At 72.0% G+C, this 16,535-nt stretch carries 16 protein-coding genes; 9 read left to right on the forward strand and 7 right to left on the reverse strand.

All coding sequences use genetic code 11. From position 1 onward, the window contains the following. Window positions 1-5 precede the first annotated feature (5 nt). The gene (locus L3078_RS15965) at window positions 6-1,025 is read right to left on the reverse strand and encodes an EamA family transporter (RefSeq protein WP_239754326.1); all 1,020 of its coding nucleotides are present in this window, start codon (window positions 1,023-1,025) and stop codon (window positions 6-8) included. A gap of 125 nt (window positions 1,026-1,150) precedes the next feature. On the opposite strand from L3078_RS15965, the gene L3078_RS15970 reads away from it, so the two are divergent. Then, a complete protein-coding gene (locus tag L3078_RS15970; protein WP_239754327.1) occupies window positions 1,151-1,669 on the forward strand; it encodes a MarR family winged helix-turn-helix transcriptional regulator in 519 nt (172 codons plus the stop codon). A 34-nt stretch (window positions 1,670-1,703) separates the two neighbouring features. On the opposite strand, the gene L3078_RS15975 is transcribed toward L3078_RS15970, so the two are convergent. After that, complete coding sequence (locus L3078_RS15975; RefSeq protein ID WP_239754328.1) at window positions 1,704-3,254, reverse strand: FAD-dependent monooxygenase; 1,551 nt, start codon at window positions 3,252-3,254, stop codon at window positions 1,704-1,706. A 110-nt stretch (window positions 3,255-3,364) separates the two neighbouring features. Here L3078_RS15975 and L3078_RS15980 point away from each other — a divergent pair, with 110 nt between their 5' ends. Further along, complete coding sequence (locus L3078_RS15980) at window positions 3,365-3,964, forward strand: TetR/AcrR family transcriptional regulator (RefSeq protein ID WP_239754329.1); 600 nt, start codon at window positions 3,365-3,367, stop codon at window positions 3,962-3,964. Window positions 3,965-4,070: 106 nt separating this feature from the next. On the opposite strand, the gene L3078_RS15985 is transcribed toward L3078_RS15980, so the two are convergent. From L3078_RS15985 to L3078_RS15995, 3 genes are all read right to left on the reverse strand, one after another. Next, on the reverse strand, window positions 4,071-4,322 hold the full coding sequence (locus tag L3078_RS15985; RefSeq protein WP_239754330.1) for a hypothetical protein: 252 nt from the start codon (window positions 4,320-4,322) through the stop codon (window positions 4,071-4,073). A gap of 313 nt (window positions 4,323-4,635) precedes the next feature. Continuing rightward, window positions 4,636-6,750, reverse strand: a complete 2,115-nt coding sequence (malQ, locus tag L3078_RS15990; protein WP_239754331.1) for a 4-alpha-glucanotransferase — start codon at window positions 6,748-6,750, stop codon at window positions 4,636-4,638. Continuing rightward, the gene (locus L3078_RS15995; RefSeq protein WP_239754332.1) at window positions 6,751-6,987 is read right to left on the reverse strand and encodes a hypothetical protein; all 237 of its coding nucleotides are present in this window, start codon (window positions 6,985-6,987) and stop codon (window positions 6,751-6,753) included. Between the two features lie 195 nt (window positions 6,988-7,182). Between L3078_RS15995 and L3078_RS16000 the strand changes: the two genes are divergently transcribed. Genes L3078_RS16000 through L3078_RS16010 form a run of 3 tightly spaced genes read left to right on the forward strand, consistent with a single transcriptional unit; the run spans window position 7,183 to window position 9,784 of the window. Next, entirely contained in the window at window positions 7,183-7,716 is a 534-nt protein-coding gene (locus tag L3078_RS16000) for a PadR family transcriptional regulator (protein WP_239754333.1), read from the forward strand. Continuing rightward, the gene (locus L3078_RS16005) at window positions 7,713-8,426 is read left to right on the forward strand and encodes an ABC transporter ATP-binding protein (RefSeq protein WP_239754334.1); all 714 of its coding nucleotides are present in this window, start codon (window positions 7,713-7,715) and stop codon (window positions 8,424-8,426) included. The genes L3078_RS16000 and L3078_RS16005 overlap by 4 nt, the downstream gene beginning before the upstream one ends. Beyond that, window positions 8,423-9,784 carry an ABC transporter permease gene (locus L3078_RS16010; RefSeq protein ID WP_420864066.1) on the forward strand — a complete coding sequence of 454 codons (1,362 nt, stop codon included), beginning with the start codon at window positions 8,423-8,425 and terminating at the stop codon, window positions 9,782-9,784. The genes L3078_RS16005 and L3078_RS16010 overlap by 4 nt, the downstream gene beginning before the upstream one ends. Before the next feature lie 74 nt (window positions 9,785-9,858). Here the strand turns inward: L3078_RS16010 and L3078_RS16015 are convergent, their stop codons facing one another. Further along, window positions 9,859-10,479 (reverse strand): Uma2 family endonuclease, encoded by a 621-nt coding sequence (locus L3078_RS16015; RefSeq protein WP_239754336.1) that lies wholly within the window; start codon window positions 10,477-10,479, stop codon window positions 9,859-9,861. A 157-nt stretch (window positions 10,480-10,636) separates the two neighbouring features. Beyond that, on the reverse strand, window positions 10,637-11,734 hold the full coding sequence (locus L3078_RS16020; protein ID WP_239754338.1) for a mechanosensitive ion channel family protein: 1,098 nt from the start codon (window positions 11,732-11,734) through the stop codon (window positions 10,637-10,639). A 314-nt stretch (window positions 11,735-12,048) separates the two neighbouring features. Between L3078_RS16020 and L3078_RS16025 the strand changes: the two genes are divergently transcribed. The 4 genes from L3078_RS16025 (at window position 12,049) to L3078_RS16040 (ending at window position 16,534) form a co-directional block, all read left to right on the forward strand. Then, window positions 12,049-12,585, forward strand: coding sequence for an HNH endonuclease (locus tag L3078_RS16025; protein WP_033526416.1), 537 nt, complete (start codon window positions 12,049-12,051; stop codon window positions 12,583-12,585). A 223-nt stretch (window positions 12,586-12,808) separates the two neighbouring features. After that, window positions 12,809-13,642 carry a hypothetical protein gene (locus L3078_RS16030; RefSeq protein WP_239754341.1) on the forward strand — a complete coding sequence of 278 codons (834 nt, stop codon included), beginning with the start codon at window positions 12,809-12,811 and terminating at the stop codon, window positions 13,640-13,642. Window positions 13,643-13,817: 175 nt separating this feature from the next. Then, on the forward strand, window positions 13,818-15,074 hold the full coding sequence (locus tag L3078_RS16035) for an ROK family transcriptional regulator (protein ID WP_239754344.1): 1,257 nt from the start codon (window positions 13,818-13,820) through the stop codon (window positions 15,072-15,074). 122 nt (window positions 15,075-15,196) lie between these two features. Further along, window positions 15,197-16,534, forward strand: coding sequence for an ABC transporter substrate-binding protein (locus L3078_RS16040; protein ID WP_239754345.1), 1,338 nt, complete (start codon window positions 15,197-15,199; stop codon window positions 16,532-16,534). Window position 16,535: the final 1 nt, after the last annotated feature.

A 16,535-nucleotide genomic window follows, 5' to 3' on the forward strand; every position in this document is an offset into this window, starting at 1 on the left:
CGGCCCTAGGCGGCAGGCGCCCGATGCGGCGCACCATCGTGCGACACGCCCCCGCGCGGCGCTCCCCCGCGTGCCGGTTCTCGTCGCGGCGTGGGCGACGACGCCGTACGCGGCTGGAGCTGGCCCAGGACGGTCGCGCCGAAGGCGATGGCCATGCCCAGGAGCTGGAGGGGTGTGAGGGCCTGGCCGAGGGCCGCCCAGCCGACCACGGCGGCCGTCAGGGGGGAGAGGGGGCCGAGGAAGGTGACCTGGGTGGCGGAGAGCCGGCCGATGCCCCGGAACCAGAGCCAGTAGGAGACGGCCGTGTTGGCGAGGGCCAGGTAGAGGTAGCCCCCGATCGCGCGGCCGTCCAGAGCCGGGGGCGCGCCCTCGACGAGCAGGGCGAGCGGAGCGATCAGCAGGCCGCCCGCGGTCAGCTGCCAGCCGGTGAGGGCGAGCGGCCCGACACCGGCGGGGCGGCCCCAGCGCTTGGTGAGGACCGTGCCGGTGGACATGGAGGCGGTGGAGGCGAGCGCGGCGACCAGGCCGACCGGGTCCAAGGCCCCCGCCGCCTTCAGGACGACCAGGCTGACACCGAGGGCCGCCGCGATCCCGGTCAGCAGGGTGCGTAGGGTCGGCCGCTCTCCCAGCAGCACGGTCGCCAGGCCGGCGACGAACAGTGGGCCGACCGAGCCGACGACCGCCGCCATCCCGCCCGGCAGCCGGTACGCGGAGAGGAAGAGCAGCGGGAAGAAGGCGCCGATGTTCAACGCGCCCAGCACCGCGGCCTTCCCCCACCAGATCCCGCGCGGCAGCGTGCGCGAGATCGCCAGGAGCAGCAGACCGGCCGGGAGCGCCCGCACCAGACCCGTGAACAGGGGGCGGTCGGCGGGCAGGAACTCCGTCGTCACGGCGTAGGTGGTGCCCCAGGAGATGGGGGCGAGCGCGGTGAGGGCGATGAGGGAGAGACGGCTCCCGGTGTGCGGGGCATTCGCGGTGTGCGCGGTGTGCGCGGTGTGCGCGGTGTGCGCGGTGTGCGCGGTCATGGGACGCGTCCTTCGCGGCGTGGGTTCCTCGGACGGATTGCTTGCTTGCGATTAGCTTAGCGCTAAGCAACTTTCCGTCAAGCCACTTTCTTGCGGCCGACCCATCGGCGTCCGATACTCACCCCATGAACCCGCGTTCCGAGCCTGGCCGGCCCCTCCGCGATCCCGTCGACGCGGTCATCGACCAGTGGGCGGAGGCGCGGCCCGACCTCGACACCACGGCGATGGAGGTCTTCGGCCGCGTCTACCGGCTCTCGCGGACCCTCGGCGACCGGATGGAGAAGGCGTACGCGCGCTTCGGGATCTCGCGCGGCGAGTTCGACGTGCTCGCGACCCTGCGGCGGTCCGGTGAGCCGTTCACGCTCTCGCCGCGCCAGCTCTCCGCCACGCTCATGCTCACCACCGGCGGCATGACGGGCCGCCTCGACAAGCTGGAACGCGCGGGCCTCCTGCGCCGCTCCCCCGACCCGCACGACCGCCGCGCCCTCCAGGTCACCCTCACCGACGAGGGCCTGCGCCTGATCGACGAGGCCGTCACAGCGGGCCTCGCGGTCCAGACCGAGGCGCTCTCCCACCTGAACGACGAACAGGCCGGCCAACTGGCCGACCTGTTGAGGCTGTTGGTGGTGGGCACGGGGTCGTGAGCGCCGCCCGTGCCACCACCGGTGCGGCGGCGGCTCACACGGCCGCGCCCAGCCATTCCGTCAGCGCCTCCCTGACCGTCGCGTCGTCCGCGTCCTCCGCCGCCCAGGCCACGTAGCCGTCGGGGCGGACGAGGACGGTCGTACGGCGGTCGCTCGTCCAGGCCGCCACGGTGAGGCGGTCCTTGCGGGCGCCGAGCACCGGGGGCTGATCCGCGCCCGGCGCCCCGGCGACGGCATGGGTCCGGTCCGCGCCGCGCGGACCGATGAGGACGAAGCGGCCGCCGCGCAGGGACTCGTAGAGACGGCCCGTGGTGAGCGCGACGTCCGGCACGCGGGTGCCGACCAGGCGGTGGGCGCCGCGCGGGGCGGGGTACCGGTAGCCGATGCCGGTGATCTGGCCGATCGCGCGGGTGCGGACCGGGGGCACGTGGTTGACGAAGGTCGTCAGGGCGGCACGCAGCGCCAGCGCCCAGGGCGACTTGGCCATGGCGAGACGGACGATGCCGCCGCTGCTGCGGAGCACGGCCCTGCCGACGGGGTGGCGTTCGGCCTCGTAGCTGTCGAGCAGCGCCGGGTCCGCGTGGCCGCCCAGGACGGCGGCGATCTTCCAGCCGAGGTTCGCGGCGTCCTGGAGGCCGGTGTTCATGCCCTGCCCGCCAGCCGGGGTGTGGACATGGGCGGCGTCACCGGCGAGGAGGACCCGGCCGACCCGGTACGCCGGGGCCTGACGCTCGTCGCAGTGGAAACGGGACATCCAGCGGGCGTCCCGCATGCCGTAGTCGCGGCCGAGCGCGAGCCGGGTGATCTCCCTGACCTCGTCGAGGTCCAGCGGCTCGCTGTCGGGGACGTCGCGGCCCCGGTGCCAGCCGATGACCCGGTGGTAGCCGTCGCCGAAGGGCGCGATGAAGGCGAAGGCGTCGCCGACCGCGTTCGCGGTCAGCACCTCCTCCGGGTGCTCGTCGAGCCGTACGTCCGCGAGGACCACGGAACGGATGACGGACTTCCCCGGGAACGGCAGCCCGACCGCCTCGCGGACCGCACTGCGGTGCCCGTCCGTCCCGACGACGTACGCGGCGGTCAGCCGGTCCGTCGCGCCGTCCGCCGTCCGCACGTCGACCGTGACACCGTGCGGGTCCCCGCCCACGCCACCGTGCGGGTCCCCGCCCACGCCTCCGCCTTGATGGACCGCCGTCACCTCCGTCTCGTAGCGGAACCGCACCCCGGCCTCCACCGCCCGCCGTTCCAGGACCTTCTCGACCTCGTACTGCGGGATCACCAGGAGGTGGTTGAAGCGGGAGGGGAGGGTGTCCAGGCGGACGGAGAGGCGGCCGAAGAGAGCGATGCGGTCGAGGGGCCGGCCCTTGGCCTCCAGCGCGTCGGCGATGCCGCGGGCGTCGAGCTGCTCCAGGGTGCGGGCGTGTGCGACGAAGGCCCTGGAGAGGTTGCTGATCCGGTGCTCGCGCTTCTCGACGAGGGTGACGGGGACGCCGGCGGCGGCGAGGTCGCCGGCCAGCAGCAGCCCGGTGGGCCCGGCGCCCACCACGATGACGCCGTGCGGGGTGTTGTCGTCGCGCTTGCCGTTCATGGCGGCCTCCTGCCAACACGTGTTGGTCAACGATTGTTGGCCAACGCCTGTTGTCAAACGTAGAGACGCCGTTCTGGACTGTCAACAGGTGTTGGCCTACGTTTGTTGGCATGACCGATACGGAACCCGCGCCTCCCGCCTCCCCTCCCGCACGAGCCCCCCGCCGCTCCGACGCCACCCGGCACGCGATCCTCCAGGCGGCGCGCGAGCGGTTCGCCGCCGACGGCTACGACCGGGCCACCATCCGGGCGATCGCCAAGGACGCGCGGATCGATCCGTCGATGGTCATGCGGTACTACGGCTCGAAGGAGGGGCTGTACGCCGCGGCCCTCGACGTCGACCTGCGACTGCCGGACCCGAACGCGTTCGACGCGCGGGACGTGGGCCGGGTGCTGGTGAGCCATTTCCTCGACCTCTGGGAGGAGAACGAGATGCTCACGGCGATGCTCCGGGTCGGCACCACGAACGAGGCGGGCGCCGAACGGATGCAGGGCGTCTTCCGGGACCAGTTGCTGCCGCTCGCCCGGCATGTGTGCCCCCACCCCGAGCAGGCGGCGACCCGGGCGGCGCTCTGCGCGTCACAGGTGCTGGGGCTGGCCCTGACGCGTTACGTCCTGCGGTTCCGGCCGACCGTTGCGCTGAGCCGCGAGGAGATCGTGGAGTGGCTGGGGCCGACGGTGCAGCGGTATCTCACGGCGCACCGGGCGTAGCCGGCCCTCCGGAAGGGCCGACACGCGGCGAGGGCACCCTCGGCGCACTGGTGTGCGGAGGGTGCCCTCGCGGAAGACGTGTCGAGAAGGGGGAGGACGGAGGCGGTCAGGCCTTCGCCTTGGCCTTCGGCTGACGGTCCGTGGACCTGTCCAGGACCATGACGAGGCCGGCGATCACCCCGAACAGGGCGAGCGGCGCCACGACGAAGAGGCCGAGCGTCTCGAACACGCTGAGGCCCGGGCCCGGGTCGTCACCGTCGTCGGGCACCAGCGCGAGGGCGGGGGACGACATGAGCAGCATCATCAGCGTCGTACCGGCGGCCAGGGCGCCGGCGCGCAGGGCGTTCTTCTTGTCCACGCGCTAAAGGTAACGAACGTGGGTGAGCCGCGCGCGGGCGGGGGCGCCTAACGGTTGGGCGGGGGCGCCTAGTAGCTCGGGGGTGCGGGTTTCGTCGGCGGGTGCGGGTCCGGTGGGGCTTCTCGCGCAGTTCCCCGCGCCCCTGAAAGACCAGGCCCCTGCGGGCCTGGAAAGACCACGGCCCCGCGCCCCTGAAAAGCACGGGGCGCAGCCCCTGCTTTTCAGGGGCGCGGGGAACTGCGCGACCAGCCACGAACCACCCGCACCCGCCGACGAAACCCGCACCCCCGAGCTCCCAGGCGCCCCGAGCCACCTACCCGCCCCGCAGCACATCCACCAGCGCCCACAGCCGAGGCGACGCCGCGAGTTGCTCCAGCGTCACCGGCCGCCCCGCCGCGTCGGCGATCGGGAGGCGCCAGTTCGGATACTGGTCCCACGTCCCGGGCAGGTTCTGCGGACGCCGGTCGCCGAGCGTGTCCGGGAGCCAGAGGCCGATCATGCGGGCGGGCGTGCGGAGCAGGAACCGGTGGAGGGCCTGGATCTGCGCCTCCTCGGAGGTCGTGGAGATACCGCCCCCGGCCCCGTCCAGCAGCCCCAGCCGGGCGAGCAGGGCCAGCCACTCCCCCGCGTCGGCGGCCGCCTCCGCCCGCTCTTCGTCGAGGGACCGCGTGAGCAGGCCGAGCCCGTGGCGGAGGTCGACGTGGTCGCAGGTCAGCCGGGACGCGGTGGGCGGCAGGTCGTGCGTCGTGGCGGTGGCCAGACAGTTCGCCCGCCAGCGTTCGGGCGGGAGCGGGCGGCCCGTGCCCTCCCAGTCGCGTTCGAACCAGAGGACGGACGTGCCCAGCACCCCACGCGCGTCGAGCGCCTCGCGCACGCCCGGCTCGACCGTGCCCAGGTCCTCGCCGATCACCAGGGCGCCGGCCCGCGCGGCTTCCAGGACCAGGATCGCGAGCATGGCGTCGGCGTCGTAGCGGACGTACGTGCCCTCGGTGGGGGCCTGGCCCTGCGGAACCCACCAGAGGCGGAACAGGCCCATGACGTGGTCGATGCGGAGGGCGCCCGCGTGGCGCAGCAGGGCACGCAGGAGGCGGCGGTAGGGGGCGTATCCGGACTCGGCGAGGCGGTCGGGGCGCCAGGGGGGCAGGCCCCAGTCCTGGCCCCGGGAGTTGAAGGCGTCGGGGGGCGCGCCGACGGACATGCCGGCCGCGAAGTACTCCTGCTGGGCCCAGGCGTCCGCGCCGCCGGGGTGGACCCCGACCGCCAGGTCGTGCACCAGGCCGATGGGCATGCCCGCGTCGCGGGCGGAGCGCTGCGCGGTGCCGAGTTGGGCGTCGGTGAGCCAGGCCAGACGGGTGTGGAAGTCGACGCGGTCCATCAACTCGCCGCGGGCACGGGCGGTCTCGGCGGAGCGTGGGTCGCGCAGGGCCGTGGGCCAGCGCGACCAGTCGGAGCCGTGGACCTCGGCGAGCGCGCACCAGGTGGCGTGGTCCTCCAGCGCCTGGCCCTCCTCGGCGAGGAAGTTGCAGTACGCGGCGCGCCGCCCGGGGCCGAGGGGTACGGCGCGCACCCGTTCCAGCGCCTCGCGCTTGAGGTCCCACACCGCGTCCCGGTCGATCAGTTCGCCCTTGGCCAGCACGGACTCCCGCAGGCGGGCGGCCCGCTCCAGCAGCGCGCCGACATGGTCGCGGTCGTCGGTGGACGAGGCGGCGGCCTCCGAGAGGGCGTACGGGTATTCGGGTACGTCCTCCACGCGCAGGTGCACGGGGTCCGGATAGCGGCGGGAGGAGGGGCGGTACGGGGAGGGGTCGGTGGGGGCGCCGGGTACGGCCGCGTGCAGCGGGTTGACCTGGACGAATCCGGCGCCGAGGGCGCGGCCGGCCCAGGCGGAGAGCTCGGCGAGGTCGCCGAGGTCGCCCATGCCCCAACTGCGCTGCGAGAGCAGGGAGTAGAGCTGGACGAGGATGCCGTAGGTGCGCTCGGGCGGGGCGGGCAGCCGGGCCGGGGCCACGACCAGGTGGGCCTCGGCGGTGCGGCCGTCGGGGGCGGTGGCGCGCAGGGTGTGCACGCCCGGGGGCAGCTCCCGCGTGGTGGAGTGCGTCTCGCCCTGCTCGGTCTCGACGCTCAGCAGGGTGCCGTCGGGGAGGGCGGTCAGCGCGGCGGGGGGCTCGCCGTCGGCCCACTGGACCAGGGTGGGTGGCAACAGCCGGGCGTCCAGTTGCCGTTCGCGTGCGGCGAGGGCGGTGCGCACGGCCTCGGGGGTGCTCGCGTCGACATCCAGCGCGGCGAGGACGGCCACGACCGCGCCGTCCGAGGCCGCGACCGTACGGTCCGGGGAGGGGCTGTAGGAGGTGGCGACGCCGTGCAGGGCGGCGAGCCGGGCCAGCGGGGTTCCGGGCGCCGGGCCCGAACCCCCTGGATCTTCTGTCATCTAGACCCCCGATGCGGCGCCGTGGGACGTGGGTTCACTGGTGAGGGGAGCCGCGTCGGCGAGGGGCGGCTCGCTGGTGAGCGGGGCCGCGTCCGGGAGCGGCGGTTCGCTGGTGAGCGGGACGTCGGCGCAGGGCCCCTCGGCGCTGAAGACGCACACGTGGGGCTCATGGAGCTCGTAGGGCTCCGCCTCGCGTTTGGAGCGGACCGGGGTAGGGAGGGGGGTGGACGTGGCCACGGGGGCCTCCTAGTCGTCGTACGGCGATGAGGTGCGGGTCCGGGGTACTCCAGCCCTACCCAGTGGACGCCGCCGCAGACGTGGGTGGGCGGACATCGTGGTCTTGTTCACTTCCGCGACGCGTCCCGAACCCGAACCGAACCCGAACCCGCCCCACTATTCACTCAGTACATATACTCAGTGCATACTGGGGGCATGAGCACCCGTCACATCCTGTTGGGGCTGCTCGCAGGGGGGCCGAGCCATGGCTACGACCTCAAGCGACGGCACGACGAACGCTTCCCGCAGGCCCGTCCGCTGGCCTACGGGCAGGTCTACACGACCCTGCAGCGGCTGGTCCGCGACGGGCTCGCCGAGGTCGACGGCACCGAGGCGGACAGCGGCCCGGAGCGGACGATGTACCGCTCGACGGACGAGGGGGCGCGCGAGCTGGCCAGATGGGCCGGGGAGATCACCGCGCCCGCGCCGTTCGTGACGAACGAGATCTTCGCCAAGCTCGTCGTCTCGATCCTCTCCGACGGCGACCCGGCCGCCTATCTGCGGGCGCAGCGCGCCGCGCACATGGCGCGCATGCGGGATCTGACCGCCGTGAAGACCGCGCCGGGCACCGACCTCTCGACCGTGCTCGCGGCGGACTACGCCCTCAACCATCTCGACGCCGACCTCCGCTGGATGAACACCACGGCGGCCCGGCTGACCACCCTGACCGCGGAGGTCGACGCAGCGTGAACGAGAAGCACACCGGCACCGGGCCATTGCTCACGGCCCGGGGACTGGTCAAGGAACACGGCAGGACCCGGGCACTGCGGGGCGCCTCGGTGGAGCTGCGGGAGGGCGAGATCCTCGCCGTCACGGGGGCCAGCGGCAGCGGGAAGTCCACGTTGCTGCACTGCCTGGCGGGCATCGTCCGGCCGGACGAGGGCGCGGTGGCGTACGCCGGGAAGCGGCTCGACCAGCTTCCCGAGAAGCAGCTCAGCGAACTGCGCAGGACGGACTTCGGGGTCGTCTTCCAGTTCGGGCAGCTGATACCCGAGCTGACGGCCCTCGACAACGTCGCCCTGCCGCTGCTGCTGGCCGGCACGGACCGCGGGGCGGCGCGGGAGCGGGCCGGCGAGTGGCTGGAGCGATTCGGGGTGCGGGGGCAGGAGGAGCAGCGGCCCGGGGAGATGAGCGGCGGCCAGGCGCAGCGGGTGTCGCTGGCGCGGGCGCTGGTGACCACGCCGAAGGTGATCTTCGCGGACGAGCCGACCGGGGCGCTGGACTCGCTGGCCAGCGAGCAGGTGATGGCGGCGCTGACGCACGCGGCCCGGGAGTCCCGTGCGGCGGTGCTGCTGATCACCCACGACGCGCAGACCGCGGCGTACGCGGACCGGGAGGTCGTGCTGAAGGACGGCGTCGTGGCGTCGGAGGCCGACGCCTCGCTGGAGGTGACCTGGTGAAGGCGCTGGTGGGCGATCTGCGCCTGGCCCTGCTGCTGGTCCGGGGCTCGGACCGGCGGGAGCGGTGGCGAGTGGCGCTGACAGGGCTGGGGGCGGCGCTGGCGACGGGGCTCGGCATGGCGGCGGGGGTGCTGACGTCGTTGGAGGGCCACTACCGGGTGGGCATGGCCGATGGCCTGCTGGACAACGCCGGCGAGCGCTCCGGGGTGATCGTCACCCTGCTGTTCCTGTTGGTCCCGGTGCTCGGCTTCCTCGGCCAGTGCACCCGTGTGGGCGCGGTCCACCGGGACAGACGGCTTGCCGGGCTGCGACTGGCCGGCGCGTCGGCGGGCCAGGTGCGCCGGATCGCGGCACTGGAGACGGGGTTGGCCTGCCTGGCCGGCTCGCTGATCACGACGGTCGTCTTCGTGGCGTTCCTCTTGATCACCTGGCAGAACGCCACTGTCCTGGCATGGTTCGCGGTCGCGCTGGTCGCACTGGGTGTGCCGGTGCTGGGCGCGGTGGCGAGCGTGCTCGCACTGCGCCGGGTGGTCGCCTCGCCGCTGGGCTGGGTGCGACGGGTGAAGCCGGGCACGGGCCGGGGGCCCGGGTGGGTGTTCCTGGGAGGGGTGGCGCTGCTCGTGGTCGCGGCGCTCCTCGCCGTGGCCGGCACCACCCGGAACATGCCCGACCGCGCCGCCGGCCAGGCTCCGCTGATCGTCTGTGGCGCGCTGCTCGCCGTGGGAGCCGGTGCGGTGCTGCTGTCCGGCCTGGTCGCGAAGCTCACCGGCCGACTGCTCGCCGCGCGCACCGGCGACCCGGCGGTGCTGATCGCGGCGGAGCGGCTGCGCGACGATCCGTGGGCAGCGGCCCGCACCCACGCGGCCGTCATCATGGGGGCCGTGGTCGGCAGCGGTTACATCGGCGTACGGCAGGCACTGCTCGCGCAGGTCGAGGGCCATGACTACCTGGCCGAACGCGACGACTTCTACATCGCCGGCCTGAACTTCACAGCCGCCGCGATCATTCTCGGCTTCGCCGTCACCCTGTTCGGGCTGGCGGTGGGCACCGCCGAGTCCCTCGCCACCCGGCGCCGGGGCCTGGCCGCGCAGGTCGCCGCCGGGGTCCCGTACGAGGTGCTGGGCCGCGCGCTGCTGCTGGAGACCGCCCTGCCGCTGGCGCCCGCGGTGCTGGTGGGCGGGGCCGGGGGCACGGCGATCGCCTTCGTGTACGCGATGGGCATGAGCGACCTGACGGTGATGCCGTTCGGGGCCCTGCTGGTACCGGTGGCGGTCTACGCCGCCTGCATCCTCGCGGCGGCCACGTCCCTACCGCTGCTCCGCCGCACGGTCCGCCCCACGGAGCTGCGCTACACGTGACGGCGACCGCATGAGACCCGGCGTCCCGGGAGGCCACGGGGGGCTTCCTGGGACGCCGCCGTACGCGGGGCCGGTCAGGCCTCGCGGAAAGGAGCGGTGTCCAACGTGGGGTACGGGGCGGGTAGCGGAAGGGGGTCCCCGAGGTCGACCTTGACCTCGGAGGCGTAATAGGCCTCAGTGGGGTCCTCGCCGGGGAGGACGGGGTCGGTGTGGCAGTGGGCCGTCTTGGCGTGACGGTTGATGAGGACGTAGACGGGGACACCGGCGGCGGCGTAGGTGCGGAGCTTCGGTCCGGTGTCCGTCTCGTGGTTGGTGGAGGTGACCTCGCCCACCATGTCGATCATGTCCATGGGGTACCAGCCCTTGTGGGCTTTGCGGTACGAGGTGTCGAGTTCACTCGGCTCACGACGCAGGACGTAGAAGTCGGGGATCAGCAGGGACATCGTGGTGCCGTCTTGGTGGGCGGCGCGGAAACCCATACCGATGGCGGCCAGTTCGAAGCCGCCGGTACGGAGCTGACAAGCCAACCGGAAGGCGCCGTCGCTGTGATTGAAGTCCGGCTGCGGCGGCACGATGACCGTCCCCTCGACGTATTCCGGCCGAATCGGCATCGGTGACGCCTCTTCGAACACGATCAACAGGTCAATGGGGTCCACCTGCGTCATCACCGTTTCCGCGATCGGTTCGGCGCTCATCCCTCGCCCTCCTCGCCGTACTGGTGTCAGGCTACGCCCGGGTCGGGCGCCCCGGCATGAGCGTGACCCGCCCCGAGAGACCGTTGTGCCGGAATTCCGCTCCCTTCACTCGAACGAGCGTGCTCAACCGTTACGGCGACAGCGCTTCCCGTACCGCCTACTTCGTCGCCGGGGCGATCGGGGTCGCCCGTTCCGACTGGGGGGAGGCCGTGTTGGCGTAGACGGACGGGGCGGCGACCGCGGCGGTCGGGTCGTCCGTGGCGTCGGGCGCGGTGGCGGGGACGCCGCCGACGATGCGGATGTCGGCCGCGTCGAAGGCCTTCTTGATGCGCCAGCGCAGCTCCCGCTCGACCGTGAGGGCCTTGCCGGGCATGGTCTTGGCGGAGACGCGGACGACCATCGAGTCCAGCAGCACGTCGTCGAGGCCGAGGACCTCGATGGGGCCCCACAGGAGCTCGTTCCAGGGCTCCTCCTTGCTCATCGCCTCGCCGACCTCCGTCAGGGTGCGGCGGACCTTGTCGAGGTCCTCGTCGTAGCGGACGGTGACGTCGACGCCGGCCGTGGCCCAGCCCTGGGAGAGGTTGCCGATGCGCTTGACCTCGCCGTTGCGGACGTACCAGATCTCGCCGTTGTCGCCGCGCAGCTTGGTGACGCGCAGGCCGACCTCGATGACCTCGCCGGAGGCGACGCCCGCGTCGACGGTGTCGCCGACGCCGTACTGGTCCTCCAGGATCATGAAGACGCCGGAGAGGAAGTCCGTGACGAGGTTCCGGGCGCCGAAACCGATGGCGACGCCCGCGACACCGGCGGAGGCCAGCAGCGGAGCGAGGTTGATCTCGAAGGTGCCGAGGATCATGAGGGCGGCGGTGCCCAGGATCAGGAAGGACGCGACCGAGCGCAGGACCGAGCCGATGGCCTGGGAGCGCTGGCGGCGGCGCTCGACGTTGACCAGCAGACCGCCGAGGGTCGGTGTGGTGCCCTCGACGCCCGGGACGGAGCGGTTCATCCGGTCTATCAGCTTGGTGATCGCCCGCCGGACCACCACTCTCAGCACCGCCGCTATCACCACGATCAGCAGGACGCGGAGACCGATGGCCAGCCATGTGGACCAGTTCTCCTCGACCCAGCTGGCGGCGTTGGTCGCGCTCTCCTGGGCGTCCTCCAGCGACGGCACGGCCGGTGTCGTCGTCTCCGAGGGGGACGGCGACGGCGTGGCGGCGGCCAGTAGGAGGGGCAGGGAAGAAACGGGCGACACGGCGGATACCTCCAGGTGCGTTATCTGCCCTCCGGCACGGCGGTCAAGATCCGTCGGGTCACGGAAAGGTCACCGGACGGGCAGGCCCACCACACTAACGGGGCATTGTGTGGAGGTCCCCGCCATGTCCGAGGGAGACAGGGCGCTCACCAGGGAGTGAAGGGCGCACACGGCGGGGGATGAATGAGGTGTGGTCGAAAACACTCCCAGCCCGTTACCGGGACATGGTGGCGCTTCCACCAGGCCTGAGGGGAGACTGACTACGGATCGTCCACGGCGCGAGCCACGCGCCGCCGGCGTACAAGGAGGCATCCGTGCCGCACGTCCTGGTCCTCAACGCGTCGTACGAGCCGCTCGGCGTCGTACCGCTCCGCCGCGCGCTCGTCCTCGTCCTGGAGAACAAGGCCGTCTCCCTGGAAGAATCCGGCGCCTATCTGCACAGCGCGACCGTCACAGTCCCCGCACCCAGCGTGGTCCGGCTCAAGCGATTCGTCCGGGTTCCCTATCGGGGGCCCGTTCCTCTGACCCGTAGGGCGCTGTTCGCCCGTGACGGGGGCCGGTGCATGTACTGCGGTGGCGTCGCAACCAGCGTCGACCACGTCATCCCGCGCAGTCGCGGGGGCAAGCACGTCTGGGACAACGTCGTCGCGTCGTGCCGCCGCTGCAACCATGTCAAGGCAGACCGTCATCTCGTCGAGATCGGCTGGCGGCTCCGCCACAAACCCGCTCCGCCCACCGGGCTGGCCTGGCGCATCATCGGCACGGGCCATAGGGACCCGCGCTGGCTGCCCTACCTGCAGCCGTACGGCGCGGACGACGCGCTGGCCCGGATCGACGGCATCTCCGCCTGACGGTCCGGGTTTTTGCATGGCCGGGTGCCCTCGCCGCAGGGGCACCCGGTACGCGTCGCGGGTGCTTCTGGAACGCTCACATCCGCTTGACCTGCACCTTCGGAACCGTCTTCACAGGTACCCCGCATTCCCCTCGCACACATGATCGCCTAGTGTCACCCCCAACAGCGGGCCCTTGTTCTGGAGCGCAACGCCCAGGGGCCCGCCACGAATGTGGGGACTCATGCGCAAGCTCGCCATAGGCGCCGTCGTGTCCGGCGCTCTGGCTCTCACCGGCCTGGCCGCGCCCGCCGCGCTGGCCGACTCGCCGGATCTGACCTTCGGCACCATCACGGTCAACAACGGCAAGCCGATCGCGGTCGGCACCCGGGCCGCGGTGACCGTGCCGGTCACGTACAGCTTCACCCGGCCGGACGACTTCGTCATCGACTACAAGAACAACTTCCTGGGCGTCGCCCTCTACCGGGGCCGGCTCGCGGAGCCCGACAACGCGGTCGAGAGCTCCTCCCGGAAGCCCACCTGCACGACGACGGCGACGACCGACACCACGGTGACCGAGTCCTGCTCGACGAAGCTCACCATCGACCCCCGCCAGCTCTACGCGGCCGCTGACGCCACCGACTGGAAGGCCGCCGCCCTCTACGTCGAGGCCGCGATCGACGAGGACGACTCCGACGGGCACATCGGCTTCCACAGCGGCACCGATGTCTGGGGCAACCTCGGCACCGCCAAGCTCCAGCGGATCTCCAAGGTCACGGTGAACGCCACCCCGGAGCCGGTCGCCAAGGGCAAGACCCTGACGGTCAAGGGCGCGCTCACCCGGGCCGACTGGAACACCGGCAAGTACGCGGGCTACAAGGGCCAGAAGGTCACCCTCCAGTTCAAGGCCAAGGGCGCCACCGCCTACACCGACGTGAAGACGGTGACCTCCGGCACGGGCGGGGCCCTGTCCACCACCGTGAAGGCCGCGAAGGACGGCTCGTTCCGGTACAAGTTCGCCGGCACGTCCACCACCGCGGCGAAGACGTCGGCGGCGGACTTCGTCGACGTGAAGTAGCCACCACCGTCCGCGAGGCCGCGCCCGCGGTCTCGCGGGCACCGGCCCCCGGGAGACGACTCCTCGCCTCCCGGGGGCTTTTTTCGTGGCCGGATATTGACGGCGGTCTGGTCTAGTCCTATCGTCCTGGCATCCGATAGGAAACTTTCCTAACAGTTGGGCAGGTGGCGGACCCATGGCAGGAACCCCGCGCGTACTGCGCGCCATGAACGACCGCGCCGCACTCGATCTGCTGCTGGAGCACGGCCCGCTCTCGCGGACCCGGCTCGGCAGGCTGACGGGGCTGTCCAAGCCGACCGCCTCCCAGCTCCTGGCCCGCCTCGAAGCGGCCGGACTCGTGGTCGCCACGGGCACCGGCGCGGACGGACCCCGCGACGGCGGTCCGGGCGAGGACGGGTCCGGCCGAAGAGGATCCGGTACGGGCCGACCCGGCCCCAACGCCCAGCTCTACGCGGTCGACCCGACCGCCGCGTACGCCGCCGGCCTCGACGTCACCCCCGAACGCGTCCTGGCCGCCGTCGCCGACATCACCGGCCGCACGGTAGGCGAGCACGCCGTCCCCACCCCCGGACGCCGCCCCGCCGAACCCGTCGTACGGCAGGTCACCACCGCCCTCGACGGGGCGATCAAGGCCGCCGGGCTCACCCGGTCCGACGTGCGCCGGACGGTCATCGGCACGCCGGGCGCCTTCGACCCCACCACCGGCCGGCTGCGGTACGCCTCGCACCTGCCCGGCTGGCACTCCCCCACCCTCCTCGACGAACTCGCCGCCGCGCTGCCGATGCCGGTGGAGTACGAGAACGACGTGAACCTCGCCGCGCTCGCCGAACAACGGCTGGGCGCGGCCAAGGGCCACGACGACTTCGTGCTGCTGTGGAACGAGGGCGGCCTCGGCGCCGCGGTCGTCCTCGGCGGTCGGCTGCACCGGGGGTTCACCGGGGGCGCCGGCGAGGTCGGCTTCCTGCCGGTCCCCGGCGTGCCGCTGGTCCGCCAGGTCACCAAGGCGAACAGCGGGGGCTTCCAGGAGCTCGCCGGTTCGCAGATCATTCCCCGGCTCGCCCGCGAGCTGGGGATCTCCCCGATCCCGGACGGGTCCTACACCGAGGTCGCGGCGGAGCTCGTCGCCCGGGCAGCCGCCGACATCGACGCCGCACCTCACCGTCAACTTCTGGCCACGTACGCCACGGGCGTCGCGACCGGTCTGGCCGCACTCGTGACCGTGCTCGATCCCGAGCTGATCGTTCTCAGCGGTTCGGCGCTGATCTCCGGCGGGGAGCCGTTGCGGGCTCTCGTGGAGGCCGAGCTGGGGGAACTGGCCGCGTCCCGACCGCGGCTGGTTCTCGGTGCCGTACTCGAACACCCCGTACTGCGGGGGGCGTTGGAGAGTGCGCTCGCGGCGACCCGTGACGAAGTCTTCGACACCTCGCGCTGATTGATCGTTCAGAAGCTGCGGGCCGTCAGTGGCTGGTCGCGCAGTTCCCCGCGCCCCTCGGGTTTCCCGGGCGCGCCCCCTTCCTTCCAGATCACCTCTCCCCTCCCTCAGGAGACTCCGCCATGTCCGGAATATCCAAGAACGCGGCAATCGCTCTCGCCGCCACCGCCTCCCTCGCCCTCCTCGCCACCGCCTGTACGGGGCAGTCCGAGTCCACCGCCTCCGACGACCCGAACGCCAGGACGACGATCACCTTCTGGCACGGGTGGAGCGCGCCCGGCGAGGTGAAGGCGATCCAGGCGAACGTGGACCGGTTCGAGAAGGAGCACCCGAACATCACGGTGAAGGTCGTCGGGAACATCAACGACGACAAGCTCAACCAGGCGCTGCGGGCGGGCGGTTCGAACGGTCCGGACGTCGTGTCCTCGTTCACCACGTCCAACATCGGCAAGTTCTGCTCCTCCGGGGCCTTCGCCGATCTGAAGCCCTTCATCGAGAAGTCGAAGCTCGACCTCGACAAGATCATCCCGAAGCCGATGCTGGACTACACCCAGTTCGAGGGCACCCGGTGCGCGCTGCCGCTGCTGGGGGACGCGTACGGGCTGTACTACAACAAGGACGCGTTCGAGGAGGCGGGCATCAAGGCCCCGCCGAAGACGTGGTCGGAGTTCGCCGAGGTCGCGGAGAAGCTGACCAAGACCAAGGGCGACAGCTACTCCCAGCTGGGCTTCATGCCGAACTACCACGGCTACGAGACGGTCGTGGACCACTACATGTCGCAGTGGGACCACGCGTACTTCGACGCGGACGGCAAGTCGAACATCGCCAAGGACCCGGCGTTCGCGGAGATGTTCACGTACCAGAAGAAGCTCGTGGACTCGCTCGGCGGCTTCGCGAAGCTGGAGAAGTACCGGAACACCTTCGGTGACGAGTGGGGCGCCAAGCACCCGTTCCAGACCGGGCAGGTGGCCATGCAGCTGGACGGCGAGTGGCGGCTCGGGATGGCCGAGGCGGCCGGGACGGACTTCAAGATCGGCACCGCCCCGCTGCCCGTGGCCGACGACGAGGTGGACGAGTACGGCAAGGGCTTCCTCTCCGGCACGATCATCGGCATCGCCCCGCAGAGCGAGAAGCAGAACGCGGCCTGGGAGCTGGTGAAGTACCTGACGACCGACACCGAGGCCGTCGTCTCCTTCGCCAACGCCATCCACAACGTGCCGTCCACGTTCGCGGCCCTGAAGTCGCCCGACCTGAAGGTGGACGAGGGCTTCCAGACCTTCCTGGACATCGCCCAGAACGAGCACTCCAACACCCCGCCGGCCTCCGTCAACGGCTCCACGTACCAGACGACGCTGCAGGACTTCGGTTACCAGTACGAGTCCGGCAAGGTGACGGACCTCCACAAGGGCCTGGAGAAGACCGCGAAGCAGATCGACACCGACATCGCGCAGGCGAAGTAGC

It is taken from the genome of Streptomyces deccanensis (assembly GCF_022385335.1).
Taxonomy (GTDB): domain Bacteria; phylum Actinomycetota; class Actinomycetes; order Streptomycetales; family Streptomycetaceae; genus Streptomyces; species Streptomyces deccanensis.